The sequence below is a fragment of the Paenibacillus sp. MT86 genome, from assembly GCF_058792535.1.
In genome coordinates, this window is the sequence record NZ_CM179499.1 from 3025816 (window position 1) to 3048559 (window position 22744).

The 22744-nt window shown below is 48.8% G+C and carries 24 protein-coding genes; 20 read left to right on the forward strand and 4 right to left on the reverse strand.

Going from position 1 to position 22744, the window contains the following annotated elements; genetic code table 11:
- The first annotated feature begins 149 nt into the window (after nucleotides 1–149).
- On the forward strand, nucleotides 150–632 hold the full coding sequence (locus tag AC3RCL_RS13365) for a DUF2975 domain-containing protein (RefSeq protein ID WP_096774057.1): 483 nt from the start codon (nucleotides 150–152) through the stop codon (nucleotides 630–632).
- Between the two features lie 11 nt (nucleotides 633–643).
- Nucleotides 644–865 (forward strand): helix-turn-helix domain-containing protein, encoded by a 222-nt coding sequence (locus AC3RCL_RS13370; RefSeq protein WP_015735752.1) that lies wholly within the window; start codon nucleotides 644–646, stop codon nucleotides 863–865.
- A gap of 122 nt (nucleotides 866–987) precedes the next feature.
- Here the strand turns inward: AC3RCL_RS13370 and AC3RCL_RS13375 are convergent, their stop codons facing one another.
- On the reverse strand, nucleotides 988–2451 hold the full coding sequence (locus AC3RCL_RS13375; RefSeq protein ID WP_492535710.1) for an Msr family ABC-F type ribosomal protection protein: 1464 nt from the start codon (nucleotides 2449–2451) through the stop codon (nucleotides 988–990).
- Nucleotides 2452–3154: 703 nt separating this feature from the next.
- Here AC3RCL_RS13375 and AC3RCL_RS13380 point away from each other — a divergent pair.
- The 3 genes from AC3RCL_RS13380 to AC3RCL_RS13390 all read left to right on the forward strand — a co-directional run bounded on the left by AC3RCL_RS13380 (nucleotide 3155) and on the right by AC3RCL_RS13390 (nucleotide 5812).
- Nucleotides 3155–3862 (forward strand): DNA alkylation repair protein, encoded by a 708-nt coding sequence (locus AC3RCL_RS13380; RefSeq protein WP_492535711.1) that lies wholly within the window; start codon nucleotides 3155–3157, stop codon nucleotides 3860–3862.
- A gap of 308 nt (nucleotides 3863–4170) precedes the next feature.
- The gene (locus AC3RCL_RS13385; RefSeq protein WP_492535713.1) at nucleotides 4171–4806 is read left to right on the forward strand and encodes a glycoside hydrolase family 11 protein; all 636 of its coding nucleotides are present in this window, start codon (nucleotides 4171–4173) and stop codon (nucleotides 4804–4806) included.
- A gap of 166 nt (nucleotides 4807–4972) precedes the next feature.
- Nucleotides 4973–5812, forward strand: coding sequence for a formylglycine-generating enzyme family protein (locus tag AC3RCL_RS13390; RefSeq protein ID WP_492535715.1), 840 nt, complete (start codon nucleotides 4973–4975; stop codon nucleotides 5810–5812).
- 23 nt (nucleotides 5813–5835) lie between these two features.
- Here AC3RCL_RS13390 and AC3RCL_RS13395 read toward each other — a convergent pair whose 3' ends face one another.
- Nucleotides 5836–6177: a winged helix-turn-helix transcriptional regulator gene (locus AC3RCL_RS13395; protein ID WP_096774052.1), complete on the reverse strand. Its 342-nt coding sequence runs from the start codon at nucleotides 6175–6177 to the stop codon at nucleotides 5836–5838.
- 105 nt (nucleotides 6178–6282) lie between these two features.
- On the opposite strand from AC3RCL_RS13395, the gene AC3RCL_RS13400 reads away from it, so the two are divergent.
- Complete coding sequence (locus AC3RCL_RS13400) at nucleotides 6283–7203, forward strand: arginase family protein (RefSeq protein ID WP_492535716.1); 921 nt, start codon at nucleotides 6283–6285, stop codon at nucleotides 7201–7203.
- A gap of 106 nt (nucleotides 7204–7309) precedes the next feature.
- On the opposite strand, the gene AC3RCL_RS13405 is transcribed toward AC3RCL_RS13400, so the two are convergent.
- Nucleotides 7310–8182: a hypothetical protein gene (locus AC3RCL_RS13405; RefSeq protein WP_192571626.1), complete on the reverse strand. Its 873-nt coding sequence runs from the start codon at nucleotides 8180–8182 to the stop codon at nucleotides 7310–7312.
- 291 nt (nucleotides 8183–8473) lie between these two features.
- Here AC3RCL_RS13405 and AC3RCL_RS13410 point away from each other — a divergent pair, with 291 nt between their 5' ends.
- From AC3RCL_RS13410 to AC3RCL_RS13465, 12 genes are all read left to right on the forward strand, one after another.
- Nucleotides 8474–8578 (forward strand): DUF6254 family protein, encoded by a 105-nt coding sequence (locus AC3RCL_RS13410; protein ID WP_015735743.1) that lies wholly within the window; start codon nucleotides 8474–8476, stop codon nucleotides 8576–8578.
- Nucleotides 8579–8789: 211 nt separating this feature from the next.
- On the forward strand, nucleotides 8790–9263 hold the full coding sequence (locus AC3RCL_RS13415) for a MerR family transcriptional regulator (RefSeq protein WP_492535719.1): 474 nt from the start codon (nucleotides 8790–8792) through the stop codon (nucleotides 9261–9263).
- Nucleotides 9253–9684: a hypothetical protein gene (locus tag AC3RCL_RS13420; protein ID WP_492535720.1), complete on the forward strand. Its 432-nt coding sequence runs from the start codon at nucleotides 9253–9255 to the stop codon at nucleotides 9682–9684. The genes AC3RCL_RS13415 and AC3RCL_RS13420 overlap by 11 nt, the downstream gene beginning before the upstream one ends.
- 452 nt (nucleotides 9685–10136) lie before the next feature.
- Nucleotides 10137–10913, forward strand: a complete 777-nt coding sequence (locus tag AC3RCL_RS13425; protein ID WP_096774047.1) for a TerC family protein — start codon at nucleotides 10137–10139, stop codon at nucleotides 10911–10913.
- Nucleotides 10914–11308: 395 nt separating this feature from the next.
- Nucleotides 11309–11638: an ArsR/SmtB family transcription factor gene (locus AC3RCL_RS13430; RefSeq protein ID WP_009592507.1), complete on the forward strand. Its 330-nt coding sequence runs from the start codon at nucleotides 11309–11311 to the stop codon at nucleotides 11636–11638.
- Entirely contained in the window at nucleotides 11635–12033 is a 399-nt protein-coding gene (locus AC3RCL_RS13435) for an SRPBCC family protein (RefSeq protein ID WP_096774046.1), read from the forward strand. The genes AC3RCL_RS13430 and AC3RCL_RS13435 overlap by 4 nt, the downstream gene beginning before the upstream one ends.
- A 171-nt stretch (nucleotides 12034–12204) precedes the next feature.
- A complete protein-coding gene (locus tag AC3RCL_RS13440) occupies nucleotides 12205–14460 on the forward strand; it encodes an ATP-binding cassette domain-containing protein (protein ID WP_492535723.1) in 2256 nt (751 codons plus the stop codon).
- Nucleotides 14461–14474: 14 nt separating this feature from the next.
- Nucleotides 14475–15179, forward strand: coding sequence for an FAD-dependent oxidoreductase (locus tag AC3RCL_RS13445; RefSeq protein ID WP_492535725.1), 705 nt, complete (start codon nucleotides 14475–14477; stop codon nucleotides 15177–15179).
- A 116-nt stretch (nucleotides 15180–15295) separates the two neighbouring features.
- A complete protein-coding gene (locus AC3RCL_RS13450) occupies nucleotides 15296–15664 on the forward strand; it encodes an iron chaperone (protein WP_096774043.1) in 369 nt (122 codons plus the stop codon).
- Between the two features lie 108 nt (nucleotides 15665–15772).
- Nucleotides 15773–16675: an AraC family transcriptional regulator gene (locus AC3RCL_RS13455; protein WP_492535727.1), complete on the forward strand. Its 903-nt coding sequence runs from the start codon at nucleotides 15773–15775 to the stop codon at nucleotides 16673–16675.
- Nucleotides 16676–16946: 271 nt separating this feature from the next.
- Complete coding sequence (locus tag AC3RCL_RS13460; protein WP_492535729.1) at nucleotides 16947–19157, forward strand: heavy metal translocating P-type ATPase; 2211 nt, start codon at nucleotides 16947–16949, stop codon at nucleotides 19155–19157.
- The gene (locus AC3RCL_RS13465; protein ID WP_096774041.1) at nucleotides 19148–19834 is read left to right on the forward strand and encodes a sulfite exporter TauE/SafE family protein; all 687 of its coding nucleotides are present in this window, start codon (nucleotides 19148–19150) and stop codon (nucleotides 19832–19834) included. Before AC3RCL_RS13460 ends, AC3RCL_RS13465 begins: the two co-directional genes overlap by 10 nt.
- 7 nt (nucleotides 19835–19841) lie before the next feature.
- On the opposite strand, the gene AC3RCL_RS13470 is transcribed toward AC3RCL_RS13465, so the two are convergent.
- Nucleotides 19842–20249: a FixH family protein gene (locus AC3RCL_RS13470; protein ID WP_213578880.1), complete on the reverse strand. Its 408-nt coding sequence runs from the start codon at nucleotides 20247–20249 to the stop codon at nucleotides 19842–19844.
- A gap of 364 nt (nucleotides 20250–20613) precedes the next feature.
- On the opposite strand from AC3RCL_RS13470, the gene AC3RCL_RS13475 reads away from it, so the two are divergent.
- Nucleotides 20614–21042 carry a disulfide oxidoreductase gene (locus tag AC3RCL_RS13475; RefSeq protein WP_213578879.1) on the forward strand — a complete coding sequence of 143 codons (429 nt, stop codon included), beginning with the start codon at nucleotides 20614–20616 and terminating at the stop codon, nucleotides 21040–21042.
- A gap of 343 nt (nucleotides 21043–21385) precedes the next feature.
- On the forward strand, nucleotides 21386–22741 hold the full coding sequence (locus tag AC3RCL_RS13480; protein WP_492535731.1) for a cytochrome ubiquinol oxidase subunit I: 1356 nt from the start codon (nucleotides 21386–21388) through the stop codon (nucleotides 22739–22741).
- Nucleotides 22742–22744: the final 3 nt, after the last annotated feature.

The window sequence follows — 22744 nt, forward strand, 5'->3', positions numbered from 1 at the left end:
CGTATTGAAGAATGCTTTTTTTCTTTTGCAGAATACAAAGTGTAATCGAGTAACAGTAATAATATAATTAAAAACAATAATGATTTATTGTAAATCGATAAATTATATGTTAAAGTCAAAAATGAAAATATCGAAGTGAGGTGCTCTTGATGAAACAAGTTTCAACGCTCTTTTTAAAGGTGGCTGTTATTCTTATCGGTATTCCGATTCTTGCTTTGTGCATCTTTTTGGTGCCGGAGATCGCGAATTTTGCTGCCGAGCTGTATCCGGATATGAGTTATATTAAATATCTCGTATTCATCGATTTTTATGCCGCGGCGATCCCGTTTTACTATGCGCTGTATCAAGCCTTTAAGCTTTTAAGTTATATTGATAAGAACAAGGCGTTCTCGGAATGGTCTGTACGAGCTTTAAAGCGTATAAAATACTGTGCAATCACAATCAGCAGCTTGTTCGTGGTTGGCCTGCCGCTGTTCTATCTTGTCGCGGAGAAAGACGATGCCCCGGGCATCATCTTGATCGGATTGGTCTTGATTTTCGCCTCCATGGTGATTGCCGTTTTTGCTGCCGTCCTTCAAAGGCTGTTACAAGAAGCGATTGATATCAAATCGGAAAACGACTTAATAATCTGAGGTGAAACGACATGGCCATAATAATCAATATCGATGTGATGCTGGCTAAACGAAAAATGAGCGTTACGGAGCTTTCGGAGAAGGTTGGAATAACGATGGCCAATCTCTCCATATTGAAGAACGGAAAGGCGAAAGCGATTCGATTATCGACATTAGAGGCGATTTGTAAGGCTTTGGAATGTCAGCCCGGAGATATTTTAGAATATCGAATGGACGAAGACCAGCTGGAATAAAAATGGAGCATCCTAATTAAACGCAAAAAGGCTTAGGACCCGCCATAAAAGGCTGCCCTAAGCCAAACGGTTTACACAGCGAAACAACATACCCTATCATCCGCTTGAAGAGTGATCGGTGATTAAGCCCTCTGAATGATTTTTTTGTCCTCGATTACATATACGGTATCGGCTACATTCTCGATCAAACGGACATCGTGCGATATGAATATGATCGTTCCCGCATAGTGCTTCATCAATTGTTCAAGCGCTTCCACCGCAGGAAGATCCAGAAAATTGCTGGGTTCATCCATCAGCAGGATGTTGTACCGTCCTAACAGCATTTTGGCAAGCTGCAATTTCATGATTTCTCCGCCGCTCAACACGGATAAAGACTTTCTTACGTCCTGTTGAGAAAATCCCATCGATGCCAGAACGGCTCGGATGTCCGACACTTCATAATCACTGTCTTCCAACATGAACTCCATAACCCCTTGATCACGGTCAAACTTGTAACCCGTTTGGGCAAAATAGCCGATTTCCGCTTTAGGGGATACGGAAATACCATGCTCACGATGGAGTATCATCTTGAAAAGCGTCGTTTTCCCGGATCCATTCGCGCCGGTGACCGCGATCTTGGCGCCCAATGGAAACTGGAAGGAGGCCTCCTCGAAAATTTCCTTGCCCTCAAACTGTTTGCAATTGTCTTTCCCTGTAATCGGAAACGGATGATGAAGCTCCAAGGCTTTGCTTTGCCGAAAACGGATGGATCGCATGGCTTCAGGAGGTTTCACCTCACCAAGCGCTTCGATTCGATGCTCCATATTTTTAGCGGCATTATGGAGCTTTTTCTGTTTGCTTCCCGTCGATTTTTGATGAGCCAGGCGGCCGCCGCCTTCGGAGCTGTTTTTTCGTGAAGCGCCTTTGGCCTTTTGATCCACTTTTCGAGCCTGGATAAGCTTTTCGGTAATGGCTTTCTCCAGCCGCTCCCGTTCCGCAGTAAATTGCTTGTATTTTTCAGCCTGACTATGCCGCTCCTCTTCTTTTTGGCGCAGGAAATCGGAATATCCGCCCCAGTACTCCGTGATTTTCCCCTCATTCAACTCCCAGATCTTATCGACGACTTGGTCAAGGAAATAACGGTCGTGACTGATGATGAGCAAGGCGCCGGAATAATATTTAAGCTGGTGGATCAGAAAGTCTATGCCATCCCGATCCAGGTGACATGTCGGCTCATCGGCAAAAATTCCGTGCACCTCTCCGGAGAGGGCCTGTGCTATTTTTAGACGTGTTTCTTCACCGCCGCTCATATATTCCGCTTCACAGCTCTCAATTCCCAGCTTGCCGATTAAAGCGTAATCTTGAATCTCCTGTACAATGACATCATCCAATTGGGGAATATAACGGAAGTTGCCTTCCCGAATGACAGTACCTTGGGACAAAGGAATTTCCCCCAGCAAGGCTTTTAGCAGTGTGCTTTTACCTGCTCCGTTCGCGCCTACGAGACCGATTCGGTCATAGTCGTAAAGCTCCAGTCCATCAATGTCCAGTACATCGCGCCCCGAATATTCCACAACCATATCTTTTGCTTTTATCAAAAATCCCATATGGATTCCTCCTTCAAAAATCGCAGTTTCTGTTCGCAGGATCGCCTGCGATTGAAGAAGAGAGGATTAAATAAAGAAGAACCAATGCATGGATCTCATAAGATTTGCCCCTTTACGTTTTTATTGACCATACGCCTGATAGAGAAAAAAACACCTGTCCAGCCCAAATCGCAGGGATGTCGTTTCCCATGAGGTTGGATTGTACCATGTCCGATGTTCGGCCGTTTTTTGGCAATAAAAAATGCAGATCCGAGTCCACAACGGGGCTTAAATCTGCATGGATAACGAGAGAAGATGGCGACACAAAGGCATAGCAAAAAAGCTAACCGTGTCGCAATCTATGTCTACATACGCAGGAAATAAGCAGCTCAAAAAAAGCCCACATTTGTGGTTGGAACATCCGCTTTTTTGATTGCCAGCTTATCTTATACGCATGGAATGTAACATAGATCACGAGCCTCCTCATCAATGATACGTTGAATTCTAACATTGACGGCTATACCTGTCAATGAAGATGGGTCAGTCCACCATAAGGAGAAGCGGGGTGTTTTTAAAGAGAAAGACGCAACATGGTTAACTTTGGTGGTAAGGCTGCACAAGCCGACTTATGATATAATTCTTCGTAATTAATATATTTCCATCCTTACCCGGATATCTACGTGATTTGTGAATGAATACTGTACAAAAAAGGAAGTGGATTATATTGGAATTCGACGTGGTTATGCAGGAACTAGAGGCACTCGGCAAGGAACGGATTAAAAAAACCTATATGAGCAATGGTGCGCAGGAGCCGCTTTTTGGGGTTGCTACTGGCGCAATGAAGCCATTAGCAAAGCAAATCAAGAAAAATCAACCTTTAGCAGAGCAGCTTTACGCCACCGGCAATTATGATGCGATGTATTTTGCCGGCATTATTGCAGACCCCATGATCATGACGGAAGCCGATTTCGATCGTTGGATGGATGGCGCTTATTTTTATATGTTGTCAGATTATGTGGTTGCCGTGACTTTGGCCGAAACGGAAATTGCGCAAGCTGTTGCCGATAAGTGGATCGCTAGCGGTGAAGAGCTTAAAATGTCGGCAGGCTGGAGCTGCTACTGCTGGCTTTTGGGTAACCGTGCGGACGCTGCATTTGATACCGTCAAGATCGAGAGCATGCTCGAACAGGTGAAAAACACGATCCACGACTCCCCTGAACGAACGAAATCCGCTATGAACAATTTTATATACACCGTAGGGGTTTCTTATTTGCCAAGCCATAATAAGGCGGTAGAAATCGCGAAGGCCGTCGGACCAGTCGAAATCAAAAGGGACAAGAAGAAGAGCAGCATCCTGCTGGCTTCCGACAATATTCAAAAAGAGATCGAGAGAGGGAAGATCGGATTTAAACGCAAATATGTAAGGTGTTAGGAACGTCTGCAATAGAGGAAGAATCGAGCTCAATCGAATAGGAACAAAATATAAGCATGCATAAGTCGCGGTAAACGCGGCTTTTTTTTGTTTATGTTATCGGCAAGGTTAGCGGCAAGTTATCAACGAATCCTGATCGCCCCATTACTTACTATAATTACCAAGATAATCTAGACATAATATTTAATTTGTTAATTTTTTATGTAACCGCTGTCATCCTATAATTTGTTTAGAAAGGAGGTAAAAGTAAAAAAGAGAATCATTCGACATTCGGTTGTACAGAGCAAACACAAAAGAGGAGGTAGATTATGATTAAGTTTAGTAAAAAGGTAATGACGCTGGTGCTGGCAGCTTCCATGAGTTTTGGTTTGTTTGCAACAACCTCAAACGCAGCGACGGACTACTGGCAGAATTGGACCGATGGCGGCGGCACGGTCAATGCCGTTAACGGCTCCGGAGGCAATTACAGCGTAACGTGGCAAAATACCGGGAATTTCGTTGTCGGCAAAGGCTGGAATACCGGATCGCCGAACCGGACGATTAACTACAATGCCGGCGTCTGGGCGCCGTCCGGCAACGGGTATTTGACGCTCTACGGCTGGACGAGAAACTCACTCATCGAATATTACGTCGTTGACAGCTGGGGGACTTACCGGCCTACCGGAACGCATAAAGGCACCGTAGCCAGCGATGGGGGCACCTATGACATCTATACAACGATGCGATACAACGCGCCCTCGATTGACGGCACACAAACATTTGCCCAGTATTGGAGCGTTCGGCAATCGAAGAGAGCTACAGGCGTAAACTCCAGCATCACGTTCAGCAACCACGTGAACGCATGGGCAAGCAAAGGAATGAATTTGGGAAGCAGCTGGTCTTACCAGGTGTTAGCGACAGAGGGCTATCAAAGCAGCGGGAGCTCCAACGTAACGGTGTGGTAACTTCCTGACCATCAATCATAAGTAAGCCGTCATCCTAACCAAACCGTTATCCGGATGCGTTGCAGGCCGTTCTCTGTCTGAGCAGCGGCCTCGACGTTGCCGGAGGCGAGTTGCAGACCGGGGCATGACTTATCAGTTCTTCTATCAGCTTAAAGGAGATCTATCCATGAGAAAGCTATTCATGTTTCTTTTCATAGCAGCAATGCTTGTGATCGGCGCCTGTTCGCAGGATAAATCTGATAAGAAGGAAGATCTTGTGTTCGTAGAAGGCGGGCCTATTAAGAACGACAAGTCCAACTACGCTGGACAAAGCGTGTCGTTATCGAGCTTTTATATCGGCAAATATGAGGTCACTCAAAAAGAGTGGGAAGAAGTCATGGGGAGCAATCCCTCGGAATTCGTAGGGGATCAATTGCCGGTTGAAATGGTGAGTTGGTATGACGTTGTGGAGTACTGCAATCGAAGAAGCATACAGGAAGGATTCGAACCGTATTACAACATCCACAAGGATGAAAAAGACGCAAATAATAAGAATGATAATGATCGTATCAAATGGACCGTCACGATCATTGAGGGAGCTGACGGCTACCGGCTGCCTACTGAAGCGGAGTGGGAATATGCTGCAAGCGGTGGCCAGGCGAGCAAGGGTTACGCATACAGCGGAAGCCATAATGCCGACGAGGTTGCATGGTATTGGAGAAACGCCGGAGATCAATACTTAACCGGAGATTGGAACTGGCCCGTCATCGAGAACAACCATAATCAAACCAAACCGATCGGCACCCAGAAGCCCAACGAGTTAGGCATATACGATATGTCAGGCAACGTTAGGGAGTGGTGCTGGGACTGGTACGGCGACTCGAACAGCCAGAGCGGCATCTTTCGGGTGGTGAAGGGCGGCGGCTGGATCGGCGACGTCAGCAACAACGAGATCTCGTTCCGAGGCAAATTCGATGCCAATGGCTTTGGCCCGGATCAAGGGTTTCGGGTCGTTCGCGGAGCGTAGTCAAGGAGCCAGCCGTTCCGATTTTATTCGTATTGATTCTTTACTCCCCATTCGCATAACCCTTCCAAAACGGGTAATAGCGTTACCGCTTTATCCGTGAGGCTATACTCGACTTTAGGGGGGACTTGAGGGTATTCTTTCCGTTTCACGAGTCCGTCCGCCTCCAATTCCTTAAGCTGCGAACTCAATGTTTTGTAAGTAATGGCGCCGATCTGTCTTTTCAGATCATTGAAGCGGACCGTTTGGTTTTCTGCAAGAAGGTAGATAATGACCATTTTCCATTTGCCGCCGATCACGGACACCGTATAACCAAAAGGCGTATCTTGAATATTCTTAACTTTACCTTTAAATTCAGCCATGCTCATATTTACACTATCCTTTCGGGTAGTACCTTTCAAATAAGTGCGTACTACTTTTTTATTTGTGCTCAGTCTATACTAACCTTACTTTGAAGTAAAGGAGACGACAGCATGACTAAAAAAACGAAAACGATACGCCTGTTAATGCCGCAATGGCAAGGGGGGAACAACCCCAACTACTCTTTTGGAGCCGAACTGCTTGCTTGGCTGGCTCCGGATAATGATCAACCCCTTATCCATGTTCCCGTCCAAACCTATGATGGAACGCCTCTTGAAAACGAGAACGGTATGAATGGCAGAACACAGCTGCTCGAACAGTTAAAGGCGGCTCATCATCTTATCCATGCACATAAGCCGGATCGCATTGTCATGTTTGGCGGCGACTGCTTGGTCGAACAAGCTCCTTTTGCCTATTTGAACGAACGATACGACGGGGAGTTAGGTTTAATCTGGATCGATGCTCACAGTGATTTGGTGAGGTATGTAGGCTATGACAACGGGCATACGGTACCGCTTGGGAATCTGTTGGGAGAAGGGGATGAGGAGTTTGCCAAACATGTGAACATCCCTCTAAAACCCGAAAACGTCTTTATTGCAGGATTAGCAACGCCTACCGAACAAGAAGCCAAGGTGATCTCGGAAGGATTCCAAAAGCTAGGCATCGGTTTTGCGGAGCAGGACACGGACATGATTCAGAGGCTGGGCATTCGTACTGCTGGCACCGAGGAGTTGAAGAACAGTACTTCGTCTATTAAAGCGTGGATTAAAGAACGCGGCATTAAGCACCTGGCGATTCACCTCGATCTGGACGTGCTTGATCCCAAGGCATTCCGGTCTTTGCTGTTCGCGAACCCTGAAGAACCCTTTAATTTATCTCCCCAGGGAACCATGCAATTGCCCCAACTGCTTCATCTGCTGAAGGAACTGTCTGAAGAGACCGATGTCGTGGGTTTAGGGATCACGGAGCATATGCCATGGGATTCTATCTATTTGAAGAAACTGCTGGGCGAGATGCCTATTTTAAATAACTAAAAGCCACAAACCGTTTTATCATAGATGGATCATACGGGACAGAAGTCGCCATGATCAAAAAGGAGGCTTCCTGCGAAACTTAATAGGAAACCTCCTGAACCGACATTCAAACCCAATCGCCGAAAATCGTGCGGGCTTTGTTCCAATCGACGCCCAAGCTGCCTTGCCAGCCAGCCCAAGGCATCTCCATGTCGGAACGGCCCTTGGTGTTGTCCAGTTCAAACTCGGCATGTATGATGGTTGCCGTGTCCGTCCAGCGGTCCGGAGAGAGCTCCAGGATGCGGTTGGGTAGCACGCCGACCCTGGCTAGCGCCTGGAGCATGCCACGGCGAATGCCCGCATGACCCTTCAAGATTTTTTCGCCGGTTAACCGCTTTTCATACTGCCCTGGCGTTTCGCCAGCCTCGGCCCGGTCCAAGCTCTGCAGCAGCTGTCTGAAGGCGTGCTTGTCATTGTCCGTTGCCTCAACGGGCTCTTGCTCCAGCAGTTCGACCAACTCGGCCATATCCACGTATGCGCCGAAGCTTGATCCGCTGTAATTGTTGCCCAAATGCATCGCGTAACGTATGTAAGACAGATTGTCCCAGCCTTCATGGCTGTGGCTGAAGCCACAGACCTTGCAAGCCCGAAGCCATTCGGGTTCCTCGTAAGCGTGGGGGCGTGCATGAATCATGGCGTGATAACTGGCCAGCGTGGATATGCCTCGGGGCCAGCTTCCACCCACCCCAGCAACAAAGGCCTTGCCTATGCTGGACCAGGTCAAGCGAACGTTCGAACGCAGCTCGATCAGTCGGCCTATGATTTCGTCATGCCGAATATACTGCAGATCGTTTACGACCCATCCGCTGGCCTCCAGCAGCTCCTGCTCTGCCGCAGTAAGCGTTTCTGTATTATATACGCTTACCTCACGCTCCCGGTCATAGTTGTAATTGGTATGGTGATACAGCTTTTTCAACATGCGCATTTGTTTGTTGTCCATGGATTGCTCCTTTCATTCGACGCGGGTTGCATCCGTTCTTCCGGTAACGACGGGTTGTCATTATTCCATTATAAACGGAACAAGCAGCGTAGGACATGCGCTTAAAGGACCAAGCAGGAATTGAGCGAGAGATGAGCGATCCAATGAGCTTCATAATGCCTTGAAGGTCCTGGGCTTCACGCGAGTATAACGCGTGGTGTTGTGCATCCTATTTTCATGAATGAACCAAGCCGGGGAATGACAATATAAGATGGTAGTATACATCTCTGTTTCCAAAGGAGGATATCTGTCATGGCTCACCAGAAGAGAAGGAAAGAAGCTGCCTGGAAGTCGCGTAAGCAAGAACAGCATCCCCATGGTAAAATCAAATCGCTCAAGGAACTGTCCAGCGAATAGGTTGGAGAGCATACTACTTGGAAATCAAAAGACTGCCCGGTGAAAGGTACCGGCAGTCTTTTTTATCCTCAACACTCCTTTCCGCGACGTTTGTTTGTTCTTCTAATCATGGTGGCACTAGTAGGTCTAAATGAGATATGACATAAGGCAATGGTGATCTCGTAAAAAAGTGACTTGACACTGGAGTTTACTCCAATGTTATTTTGAATGCATGAAACCATTATATTCAATACAAGAAGTTTCGCAGATCCTTGGAATTCCCAAGGATACACTTCGCTACTATGACCGAATTGGAATCGTATCGCCGGCCCGGGAAGACAATCGGTACCGCAGGTATTCGAGGAGTGACCTCATGGATTTAATGAATATTCAAATCCTGCAGTTTGCTGACTTGTCGCTTAACGAAATCAAGGGGAAGTTTGGATTCCACAGAATGGAGGAGGTTGACCCAGCAGAATGCCTGAAGGTAGCTTCGTTCCTTGATGCCAAGAATGCGGAAACGCGCGAGAAGATTGCTCATCTGGAAAAGGTCAGTCAATTGCTTCAGCTAGCAGCCGAAACGCTAAGGGACCTTAATCATGAAAGCGACCAGCGGCTGGCAGCGTTCGTTCGCGAGATATACCAAACGATTCGCAGGAAGGAGAATGGAATATCCGAGGAGGGATGTTTTGGACATGAAGATTAAGAATCCATATTATTTAATTGCCGGTATCCTTGCCGTACTATTTGCCATTACGCATGCTTGGAACGGGCAATCCGCTGTAATGCCGACACTTCACGCGAGCGAGATCGCCTTGGATTCCGAGATCATATTCACGTATGTCTGGCATATCATCACGGCGGAGAATCTGGTCTTCGGTATCGCGTTCATTTGCATGGCATTCCAACGCGAACGATCGAAAATCCAGGCCGTTGCATGGATGATCGTATCGCTGCTGATCGTACGACTGATGGTCATTCTAGGCATAACGGCAGTTCAAAATGTTTCGGCATTAACGGACACGGTAGTCGATTCGGTTGCCATCGTAATTTATGTCATCTTCATCCTATTGGGCATTAGAATGAAACCAAAAGGGCTCAAGGATTCGAAGCTACTATCAAATTAGCGCTAGCGAAAGATAACCATATTGAGAGAGGTCATTGGATTTTGTTGAACATGATTCCAGTATTCTTTCATAAAATCAATCATTGCACAGCAGCCGGCCCAAAGGCCGGCTGTAGTTATTAGCCATTGGGTGTAGTTATAATACTGAAGCAGATCCCGGTCCTGATTTGACCCCCGAGCATATCGATCCATGTTCGATCAAGTGATGTTACCATCAGCCCAAAATGTGGTTTGATGTTTTGGCCCGCCGAATAATGCGAAGCGTTTTGTTTCAAAATAGCATAACCTATAAAATTTTTTTTCATTATGATGCCTAATGAATGAAACGAGACATTACTTGACAACGTAATAACGACAGGGAGCAGCGGTGCAATCAAATTCAAGAGCTGAAACGTGGAGCTTGAAGCAACAAATGGGTCCTGAACATTCTAACATAAGAGAGGGGAAGTACCGTTGGAATCACTTTGGTTGGAGTATGCCTGGGCATTACTGATTCTTATCGGTTTGGAAGGTTTATTATCGGCGGATAACGCCCTTGTGCTGGCGGTTATCGCGAAGCACTTACCGGAGGAACAAAAGAAGAAAGCCATCAATTACGGAATCATCATGGCCTTTGTATTTCGCTTCGCCGCCCTGTTTGCGATATCGTTTATCGCGAACGTCTGGCAAATACAGGCGATTGGAGCGGCTTATCTCCTATACCTCGGATTAAAGCACATCATCAAAGCCCGTTTTGGCAAGGAAAACAAAAATATTCGCGAGGACATAAAGAAAGATGCTGCGGGAAAAGGCTTTTGGCCGACCGTTGGAAAGATTGCGGTTGCGGATCTCGCGTTTGCGATTGATTCCATTCTTGCTGCTGTGGCTCTGGCACTGGGCCTCCCGGATTCGCCGCTACCGGATTTCGGCGGGATGGACGGAGGACAATTCCTGGTTGTCGTGCTTGGCGGGATCGCAGGGCTTGTCCTGATCAAATTCGCGGCCACATGGTTTGTGAAGCTGCTTGCTCAACGGCCGGCACTGGAGACCACGGCATATGCCATCGTGGCATGGGTCGGCGTCAAGCTCGCTGTGATCACCCTGGCCCATGAAGATATTGGCGTATTGGCTCATCATTTCCCGCACAGCACAGGTTGGACCATCGTTTTCTACGGGGTCTTGGTCGCCATCGCCCTTCTCGGTTGGTTTGCCCCCTCGAATAAAAGGCACACTCAACCTGATCCGCTTTAGGTTGACCTAAGTAAACGAGGCAGTGGAATCGAATTCCACTGCCTCGTTTTATACTTTTTCGTTCATAAAAATCCCGAGCCCGATGGATTGACATGACACCAAATGGTGACCTATAATCGAAATGTCACTAAATGGTGTCCGATTATCAAAAATATCGAATATGTAGAAATTCAGCACCGAGGAGCAGCTTATCAATGATAGGGTTACACTTTGATCAGACGGACACAACTCCATTTCATGGACGCGTGGCAGGATACGGGGCTTTAAATTTGCCGTTTATTTGCTGCTTCGATTCGCAAGGACATGCCCCGCGAACGCTCGTCCGCAGGGCCGCACTCTATAGGGATGGAAAATGAACGGCTGTCCCTCGGCAGTAATATGGAGGAGAGGGTGTTGTGAACGAGAACTATCAGTCTCGCGATGTGTTTAACGCCATTGCAGACCCGACCAGGCGCCAACTGATCCATCTGTTGGCGGAAGCCGATGAGCTGCCGCTGCATGAGTTAACGGCACAGTTTCCCATGGGCCGTACTGCGGTGTCCAAGCATTTAACGATTCTTAAGGAAGCCGATCTGGTACATGACCGAAAAGTCGGCAGAGAAACGCGTTTCAGGCTTAACGCTTCGCCACTCCGAGAAGTTCAAGATTGGGTGGCTTTTTACAACAAGTACTGGAATGCCAACATGCTGCGTTTAAGCCAGCTATTAGAGGAGGAAGATGAATGAGCTTATCATTGTCTATGGATTTTCCGTTCAAGACATCGATCGAGAAGCTGTGGTTAGCCATCACCGATTCAAACCAGCTTGCCAAGTGGATTACGGAAAATGATTTTAAACCCGTCGTAGGGCACCGATTTCAGTTTCGCCATGAGCCATCAGAATGGTGGGATGGGATTGTTGAAGGCGAAGTGCTTATCGTGGACGAGCCTAATCTTCTATCCTATACCTGGGCCACCGGTGAGGAAAGACATACGGTTACCTTGACGCTGCAGGATTTAGGAGGCGGAAAGGTTAACCTCCATCTCGAACAAATCGGATTTTCCAACGTTCATGGGCTCGAGGGGGCTAAGCATGGATGGAGTGCATGGGTCGCCAAGCTTGAAAAGGCATTGGCAGATTAACCTCATCCATATTAACGTTACGCACCCAAGCGCTAAATGAATAGAGGATGTTGATTGAACCTGCCGGCCCGCATCGATATAACCGGCTGCATGCTGCTTGCAGCCGGTTTAAGTCTTGGACGATTCATTTGAAAAATTGCTTAAATCACCCATATCGGAAGGATGTTATGCATGAGCGAAACAAATCAGGAGTATATCGTGCTCTCGGGTGCGAGGGAAAACAATCTTAAGAACGTATCCCTGCGCATTCCCAAGCGGAAGATCACGATCTTCACCGGTGTATCCGGATCCGGCAAATCGTCGATTGTTTTCGATACGATCGCCGCAGAATCCACGCGACTGCTGAATGAGAACTTCAGCATGTTCGTTCGTACGTTCCTGCCCCGCGTTCCCCAGCCGGATACGGACGCAATCGAGAATCTGAGCATGGCCGTTATCGTGGATCAGAAGCGGCTTGGCGGCGGTTCCCATTCCACGATGGGCACCATTACCGATATTTCTCCCATTCTCCGAGTTTTATTCTCCCGAGTGGGTCAGCCCCATATCGGACCCGCGCATTTATTCTCCTTCAACGATCCGCAAGGCATGTGCCCGGAGTGCAACGGAATCGGTCGCAAGCTTGGCGTCGACATGAGCAAGGCGGTGGACATGACCAAGTCGCTGAATGAAGGCGCTCTGATGCTGCCGGACTATTCGGTAAACGGCTGGGAGTGGAACATGATACTGCAATCGGGCGATTTTGATCCGGACAAAAAGCTGAGCGATTATTCCGATGAGGAATTGGAGCATCTCCTGTATGCCAAGGCAAGAAAAGTAAAGATGGATTTCGCCGGTAAGGCAACGAACATTACGGTGGAAGGCGTCATTGAGAAGTTCACCAACAAATACATCAAGCAGGATGTGAAAACGAAGTCCGAACGCACGCAGAAAGCCGTGATGCCATTTATCACGGAGGGTCCGTGCCCCAGCTGCCGCGGCGCAAGACTCAGCCAAGCGACGCTGAGCTGCAAAATCAATGGACTCCACATTGCGGAGATGTCCGCCATGGAAGTGGGCCAGCTGATCCGCGTTATGCGCGAGATCGATGATCCGATCGCGGCACCGATCATCAAATCGTTAACGGAGCGTCTGCAGCATCTGGTGGATATCGGCTTGGATTACTTGACGCTGGACCGCGAGACGGATACCTTGTCGGGCGGCGAGTCGCAGCGCGTCAAAATGGTCAAGCATCTGAGCGGCAGCCTCGTGGATGTCACTTACATCTTCGATGAGCCCAGCGTTGGCTTGCATCCTCGCGATGTACACAGGTTAAATGAACTGCTTCAGAAGCTGCGCGACAAGGGCAACACCGTTATTGTCGTTGAGCATGATCCCGATGTGATCAAGGTGGCGGACCATATCGTCGACGTTGGGCCGTACGCCGGCAGCCGCGGTGGTACCATCGTATATGAGGGAAGCTACTCCGGACTTCTGGAGTCCGCTACTTTAACAGGGACCCATATGAAGCGGCCGCTCCAGCTGAAGCACGACTGCAGGCAGCCATCCGGCATGCTGTCCATCAAGGAGGCCACGCTGCACAATCTAATGAACGTGAGCGTCGATATTCCGACCGGAGTGCTGACCGTTGTTACGGGTGTCGCCGGCTCGGGCAAAAGCACCCTGATCAACGAGGTATTTCTCAGCCAGCATCCGGATGCAATCGTCATCGATCAATCGGCGGTAGGCGTATCCACGCGCTCGAATCCAGCCACTTACACGGGCATAATGGATGATGTTCGTAAAGCATTTGCTTCGGCGAACAAGGTGAACCAGGGTTTGTTCAGCTTCAACTCGAAGGGAGCCTGCGAGAACTGCCAAGGGCTTGGCGTATTGTATACGGACCTTTCCTTCCTCGACAGCGTAAAGCTGCCATGCGATGTGTGCGGGGGGAGACGCTTCAAGGATGAGGTACTCGAGTACAAACTGAACGGCAAGTCGATTGCCGAAGTGCTGGAGATGACGGTGGAGCAGGCACTGGACTTTTTTGAACTCAAAGAGGTTGTTCGCAAGCTTCAGGCCATGAGCGATGTGGGATTGAACTATATTACGCTCGGCCAGCCGCTCAGCACGCTCTCGGGCGGGGAGTGCCAGCGCATCAAGCTGGCAAGCGAGCTGCATAAGAAAGGCAGCATTTACGTGATGGACGAGCCGACCACCGGTCTGCATATGTCGGATATCGGCCACCTGCTGGAGATCATGAACCGTCTTGTGGACGCAGGCAATACGGTAATTGTCATCGAGCATAACCTCGAGGTGATCAGCCAAGCGGACTGGATCATCGACATGGGACCGGACGGAGGCAGCAAGGGCGGGCAAGTGGTGTTCGAGGGCACGCCGGCGCAGATCACTCAGGCGGAGCTGTCGATTACGGGAAGATATTTGATGTAACGAGGGGGGAGATCATGGGTTTTATTAAAGATTTTCTATCCATAATCCAAAAGCGGGAAATGATATTTATAGAGAGCAGCAAAGAATCGGAAGACGTGTACACTTTTTCGTTCGAAAAAGGACCAGATTTAACATGGAAAGCAGGGCAATACGGTTTGTTCAGCATTACGCATAAAACCATGAAGAATGCTACAAAGCCATTCAGCATCAGTTCTGTTTCCTCAGAGAACGTCGTTAACATAACAACGCGCATCGGGGATAACCCAAGCGAATTCAAAAGGGCGCTGCTGGAATTAAAACCAGGCATGCATATGAAAATGAGCGGTCCTGTAGGGTCCTTTCATTTGGATCCTCAAAGTCCCTCGCTCCTGATCGCGGCCGGAATCGGAATGACGCCTTTTCGGTCAATTTTAAAACAAATAACGGCAGCCGGAAATGAGTTGAAACCCATACAACTTCTCTATATGGATAGCAAGAAGTCCTATCTATATAAAGATGAACTTGATGCAATAGCCAGCCATCCTTCGATCCAGGTATCTTATCTTGATTCAAGAAATGATTTAGATCAGGAAATCGATAAGTTCATCGCCCGGCATAAGGATCATGGCAAGTATTTAGTCGCTGGGCCGAAATCCATGGTGGAGTCGGTTACTGCGTACTTGCAAAGTAAGGGTGTGTCCAAGCGGAATATCAAAAAGGATGCTTTTTTTGGATATTAGCAATTGAATGTACTAATCGTAGAGAGCGGAATCCATGCATAGCAAAGAAATCGTGGATAGAGAATAGCTTAAGCATGAACGCCGCATTAGCTGGCGTCTTAGAAGGAGGAAACAACATGGAGGTTTTTGCAGATTTTTTAGCGAAAATCGAAAACCCGCAGCATCGGGCGAGAACCGAAGAGGTTTTGGGGTGGGTCGCCGAAAAATTTCCGAATCTGATGCCGAAAATGGCGTGGAATCAGCCAATGTTCACCGACCACGGCACATTTATCATTGGCTTTAGCGTAGCCAAACCTCACTTGGCGGTTGCCCCTGAAAAGGCAGGGATACATCAGTTTTCGGATGAAATCGTCAAGGCCGGCTATGATCACACCAAGGAGCTAGTCCGCATTCGGTGGGATCGTCCGGTTGATTTCTCATTGCTGGAGAGAATGATCGAGTTTAATATGCTGGATAAGGCAAACTGTACGACGTTTTGGCGATGAGAAAAAAGCTCTAGGCCGTAGAAACAGAAGACGAAACTTTACTGCGCACAAATAGTTGCGCTGCAATGCCATAGCAAAACTATACTTTGGTTGAGAGGAGGGAACCACATGGATTGGCTTATGAGGATGAATCGGGCATTAGATTACATCGAGATGAATTTATCCGATGAAATTGAGTTGGTTGAAGTGGCTCGTAAAGCTTGCTGTTCGTCACATCAGTTTCAGAGAATGTTCTCGTTCATAACGAATGTGACACTTGCGGAATATATTCGGCGAAGACGTCTCACCCTTGCGGCTTTTGAATTGCAGAATAGCGACGCCAAAGTCATTGATATTGCCCTGAAATACGGTTATGAATCACCGGTTTCTTTTGCGCGGGCTTTTCAAATGCTGCATGGTGTCAATCCAGCAATAGCTCGTCAAGAAGGGACCGCTCTAAAGGCCTATCCTCGGATTTCCTTCCTCATTTCAATCAAAGGGGCAGAGGCTATGAATTATCGTATTGAAACGAAGGAAGCCTTACAGATCTTTGGAATCGAAAGAGTGTTTCCAATAAACGGAGATGGCGAATCGGTGGCTTCGCCCGCAGAATTCTGGAAGGAAAGCCATGCTAATGGCGAGGTTGAAAGACTTGCTGTCCATGCAGGCGATTTGCCTTCTTTTTTAAACAAGGATTTATATAAAGTACATGCGGTTTGCAGTTACAGAAAAACGGAAAATGACTCTTTTCCGTACATGTTGTGCGCTTTTAAAAGTGACTCCAGTAATACAAACGGATACACGAACATAACGATACCCGCGCATACTTGGGCTGTTTTTTCGTCGGATCCATTCACATGGGACAGCTTTGATGAGATCATCGAGACGTTATATCGACGATTCTTCTCTGAGTGGCTTCCTACGGCGGGATATGAACAAGTCGATGGAATGGAATTTGAAATCTACGGCGGTAGAGACGGTCTTAATTACGTTGAACTATGGTTCGCCGTAAGGAAGATAGCTTTAATTTAATTTCTAAGCTGTCATTAAGGAAATAATGGATCGAGAAGAGACAACATATTATGACTCAAAAAAGTCGCGTAACGTAATACGCGGCTTTTTCGATTCAAGAACAATAAAGCTATCATTTCATGGCGGCCAGTCTTTGTGATTGATCGCCTTTGCCATGTTGATAGGACAGGTGTAATTTGCATGGCTCTTTATAGCTATTCTTAATATTCGAACACCTTCATACAATTTATGGACGAGCGATCCCATGAACGAGCGCCGGAGGTGAGCGAATATGAAACTGGAGCAACTACAAGTAAGTGGTATGACATGCGCGGCTTGCGCAACCCGAATCGAAAAAGCGCTTCGCAAGGAGAAGGGGGTTCAAGCTGTTCATGTCAGTTTGGCTTTGTCTCGGGCTACCGTTCACTACGAACCGAGGGAAATTGGAATGCAGGCGATCACCGCCAAAATTGCTAAGCTCGGCTATAAGGCAACGGGCAAGCTCTCGCATCCCCAAGCAGGAATAGAAGCCGAAACTCGCGCCTATCGCACCCGGTTCGCGATCGCTGCGTATTTGTCCATTCCGCTTTTGTGGGCGATGCTGGCCCATATGTTCGTGTGGTTTCAACCATGGACGCCGAATTTATTCATGGAGCCCATGGTTCAATTCCTGATTGCGACGTTTCTTCAGTTTGGCGTGGGCTATCCATTTTATTACGGCGCTTATCAAGCCTTCATCCATCGCAGCGCAAACATGGATACCTTGGTTGCCATCAGCACGTCCGTTGCCTACTTCTACAGCCACTACGCGATGTTTCATGCCGCACACGATACCTCTCACCCCACCTTGTATTTCGATACGATTGCCATGATTATGACCGTGGTTTTGTTAGGCAAGTGGCTGGAGACCATTGCCAAGGGAAAAGCGCTGAAACAACTGAGTGCCTTATATTCGCTTCAGGTGAAGCTGGTTCGGGTGTTGCGACAGCATGGCGAAGAATGGATTACGGCAGATCAGGCACAAACAGGGGACCGCATTGTGGTGAAGAGCGGAGAATGGATATCCGTTGACGGTGTGGTTCATTCGGGAACGGCGGATGCGGATGAATCGATGATGACAGGCGAAAGCACAGCGGTGACCAAATGCAGCGGAGACCGCGTATATGCCGGAACCCGTTGTTTGGTCGGGAGTCTGCATATCATGGTCGATAAGAAGCATAAGGAAACCCGACTTTCCCAGATGATTGCACTGATCGAAGCCGCGCAGCAGAGCAAACCGGCCATTCAAAGAACGGTTGACCGCATTGCGGCGGTTTTTGTACCGGTTATGCTGGGCTGTGCGGCGATAACATTTGCAGGATGGCTATTGTTTTCCCATGGCCCTGATCTCTCTGAAACCGCAATGCGTCACGCGTTATCTGTTTTACTGGTCGCTTGCCCCTGTGCGCTTGGACTGGCAACCCCGATTTCCATCCTGATTGCAACCGGATCATCTGCCCAAAAGGGCATTTTGTTCAAAGAGGCGCGCTCCCTGGAAAGGCTGCGGCAAATCGATGTCGTATTGCTGGATAAGACGGGAACGCTGACCGAAGGCTTGCCGCAGCTTGTTGCCATCCAAGCGGCTGGACAACGTGACGCAGACGTACTACGCCTGACCTCGGCTCTAGCTTCTCTGTCCATGCATCCACTGGCGCAAGCCATTGTGAAAGCGGCGAAAGACCAACAGGTCCCCATTCCGGAAGCAGCCTCGTTCCACGAACGGCCGGGAAAGGGAATGGAAGGCGATGTGGAAGGAAACAACGTATGCGTGGGGAACCAGAAATGGCTGGAGGAGATGGGCATACGCTTTTCGGAGGATAAAAGGTTTGGATTTCATCAGGAAGCGGCCTCCGGTCATATAAGACTTTATATAGCCGTGAACGGGACGTGTATCGGTACGTTTGATATGGCTGACAAACTCAGGCGGGATGCGCGAGGCGTCGTACAAGAGCTGAAGCAAAAAGCCGAAGTGTGGATGGTAACTGGCGATGAGGAGCGAACGGCGCTGACCGTGGCTGCCGCGACAGGCATTGAGCTGGTACGCGCCGGCATGCTTCCTGAACAGAAGCTTGCGTTCATACGCGAGCTTCAGCAGCAAGGTCGTTCCGTGGCCATGGTCGGCGACGGCATTAATGATGCGGCTGCGCTGGCCGCCGCCGATGTCGGCATCGCCATGGGCGGTGGAACGGATGCAGCCAAACAGGCAGGAGACGTCGTCCTGATCGGAAGCAGGCTATCCCGAATTCCGGAAGCCTACACCTGGAGTCGTTATACGATGCGGAATGTTCATCAGAATCTACTCTTTGCACTATTATATAACGTCCTGACCGTACCTTTGGCTGCATTCGGTTATTTGGACCCGCGCATTGCATGTATTGGAATGGCGGCAAGCTCGCTGCTGGTTGTCGGCAACTCGCTGCGGCTCCAGCTGTGGGGAAAACGGGGGGCGAGAGCATGGCCTTGACCGGAAGCGGATTACCGTTAGTGGCATTGGCGGGATTAATGGGTGCGCCGCATTGTCTGGTCATGTGCGGGGGAATCGTTTCTTCTCTGGCACTTGGAAACCAAGGCTCTCCGCTGAAATCCGTATTGGCCTACAATGCGGGCAGAGTTATCACCTATACGGCCATTGGCGGTTTTATGGGAGTGGTGGGCTCCTTCCTGGATGTGGCCGGCAGCTTTGTCGGTTTCCAAGGAGCAGCCAGCATCATTGGAGGAATGCTCATTCTGCTCTGGACCATTCGCCGCTACACATTGCCCATATATAACGCTCATCTGCCGAGACATCCATTTTTTCAAGCGAAACTGGCACGGCTTGGTCAGCGTTATGAGATGCTTGCGACTTTTTTAACCGGCATTCTGCTTGGTTTTCTTCCATGCGGCTTAACCTATGCGATGCAGATGAATGCAGCGGCATCCGGTTCCGGCCTGGAAGGTATTATGATTATGCTGGTGTTTGGACTTGCAACATTTCCGATCCTGTTCGTGGTGGCGATGTCTGCCGGCAGCCTGACGAAAAAATGGCGCAGGGGCATGCGGAAATTCGGCGGATTTCTAGCTTTTCTGATGGGAATCCTGTCTATTTTAAAAGGACTAAGCGCCAATGGATGGATACCGGGCATTCACCCGTGGCTATGGTAACAGGGGCTCAGCGAACTTTGAACAACGTCCTTACTTCGACATGGCGATCTTCCCAACGCAGAACGGCTTCGGCTTCCCAGAGGCCTTGCATCACAGGGATTGCCGTCGCGCTGTAAACGCCTGGCTTGGATTCGACGACCTCTGCGGGGAACACGCCGCAAAACATATCCGGCATCGCGATGTGAAGTTCAATGTCAGCATCGGTAATCGGCTTCTCGGGAAGCTCGGTCACGAAGAGCTCAAAAACGGTTTCCTGCATGGGTTCAGCAGCAGACGAAACGGTTTGTATTTCCATACGCAGCTGTCCATCGGTATAAAGATCCTCCGTTGGAGTACGATCCTGAACCTGTCGAAACATCAGGATGGCCGCGATCGTGCAGATCAGCAGCAGAGCAATCCCCCATCTGGTCTTCATTCTATCCCTCCCTTCACCTGAAAGCATAGGTTTCCCTCATAGGTATGTAACAAAAGCTCAGAACATGCAAAGTGGGTATTCATCAATGGGGTGTACAAACCTAAAAAGATTTTGTCCCTATCAGCGGCAAAATCTTTTTTTATTCGCTGGTTTACTTGATACGTTAACATGATGTGTCCATTCGCAGAACAAGCTGGCCAGAGCAGCTTATAGCCCAAAGGAGCCATTTTATTATATTTATAATTAAGCGAAAATGAGAAATGTCATCAGCTCGAAGGAAGTGTGGGACCGAGTCGCTGACCATAAGATACATCCATTTCGATATGATGTCGAAACAACAATAGAAGGGACGAAGTTTGAAACCATGAACAAAACCGGAGTCTGGTTGTTTTTTGCATGGACGGTCGCCACAGTGGCTACTAGCGGAAGTTTGTTTCTAAGTGAAGTTTGGCATTTTACGCCGTGCGTCTTATGCTGGTACCAAAGGATTTTCATGTATCCGTTAGTCATTGTGCTGGGAATCGCAGCTTACCGGCAAAAGACAGATATCGTGCCGTACGTGCTGCCACTGATCCTCATTGGGGGAGGGATATCGACTTACCATATCGTCATCCAAAAACTTCCGCACGATCTGAGCGCGGCGGCATGCGGGCCGGTGTCCTGTATGGACGACTACTTGAATTGGTTCGGTTGGTTGACCATCCCGATGCTGGCACTCGCAGCATTTATACTCATAACCTTTGCACTGTTGCAGGCTAAGCGTTCGCAGAAACAAGAAGCCGCTCAAGCGTGAATTTGTAACATCAACAGGTGGATGGTTATCCGTCATCTCATAATAGAAAGTTGTTGTAAGAACCCCGTTTCTTGACCCGCTCATGGGCTAGAAATGGGGTTCTTTTTCGGTAATTTACCACTGCCGCGAATACCATGTATCGTCTGACAATGCAATGGCTCGAACGAGTGGTTTTCTTGTTTTTCACCGAGATGTCAGAAAGATTCGATCCTTTCATGAACGGAGCGCAGTCGTGATTCATTTGTGATCATGCTTCGTTATAATAGCCTTTGAATATCGGGTAAGTATAGGTTAGGGTCTAACCCGATTCGATTGAATTGCGTTTGAAAGGAGACATTCTGGCATGGTCGTAGATACGGTGCTGTGGAGCAGATGGTTAACAGGGTTAACCTTGGCATTTCATGTCATATTCGCCACGGTCGGCGTCGGTGTTCCATTAATGATTGCAATTGCCGAATTCGTCGGCATACGAAAGAAGGATGCGCACTACATTCTGATGGCCAAGAGATGGACGAGAGGATTTGTCATTTCCGTGGCCGTCGGCGTTGTAACCGGAACGGCGATTGCCCTGCAGCTGGCATTGGTATGGCCGAACTTTATGCAGTTGGCAGGAAACGTGATCGCTCTTCCATTATTCATGGAGGTTTTTGCTTTCTTTTTTGAAGCCATTTTCCTCGGCATTTATTTGTACACGTGGGATCGCTTCCGCAATCCGTATGTTCACTGGCTGCTAACGTTACCCATTGTAGCTGGCGCAAGCATGTCCGCTTTTTTTATCACGTCGGTGAACGGTTTTATGAATCAGCCTGAAGGCTTTGTTATGGAAGCCGGTCACTTTACGGCGGTTAATCCGCTGCAGGCGATGTTTAATGCGGCAACGCCCTCCAAGGTGTTCCATGTATTATCCTCGGCCTACTTGACGGGGGCAGCCCTGCTGGCGGGCATTGCGGCTTATATTATCCTTAGAAAAGGAGCGTCGGCGTATTACAAAAAAGCGTTGAAGCTGATGATGGGCGCGGTGCTGGTCTTCAGTATGCTGACCACTATTGCCGGCGATATGTCCGCAAAGTTTTTGGCGGAGCATCAACCGGAGAAGCTGGCGGCCGCAGAGTGGCATTTTGAAACGGAACGCGGCGCAGATTTGATCCTGTTGGGCTGGCTGAACGCCGAGCAGAAGGTCATGGGGGCTCTTCACATTCCGAAGGCGCTCAGCTTCCTGGCCTTTGGCGACTTTAATGCCGAGGTGAAGGGGCTGGAGGAGTTTCCGCTCGATGAGCGCCCTCCGCTGCTCGTGCATTATTTGTTTGATATGATGGCCGGCATCGGCTTTGAGATGCTCGGCGTTGCGTTCTTGTATTTCTTGTTCGTGATGTGGAAGAAACGGAACGAGCTCAACAAGTGGCTGCTTCGGGCCATCGTTCTTAGCGCGCCGCTGGCGTTCTTAGGGGTAGAGCTGGGCTGGTTCTATGCCGAAGTCGGTAGACAGCCATGGATTATCCGCGGATACATGCGGGTGGAGGAAGCTGCCACCTCCTCGCCGAATGTGAGGGTTCTCTTTTTCCTTTTCCTCCTTCTGTATATCGTGCTGGGCGTCATGTGTATTTTTGTGCTGCGGCGCTTATTCCGTAACAAGCCGGCAGAAGCCGAGCTTGAAGAACTGTCCAAAGAGAAGCAAATTCATTCCATGGAAAAAGGGTGAGCC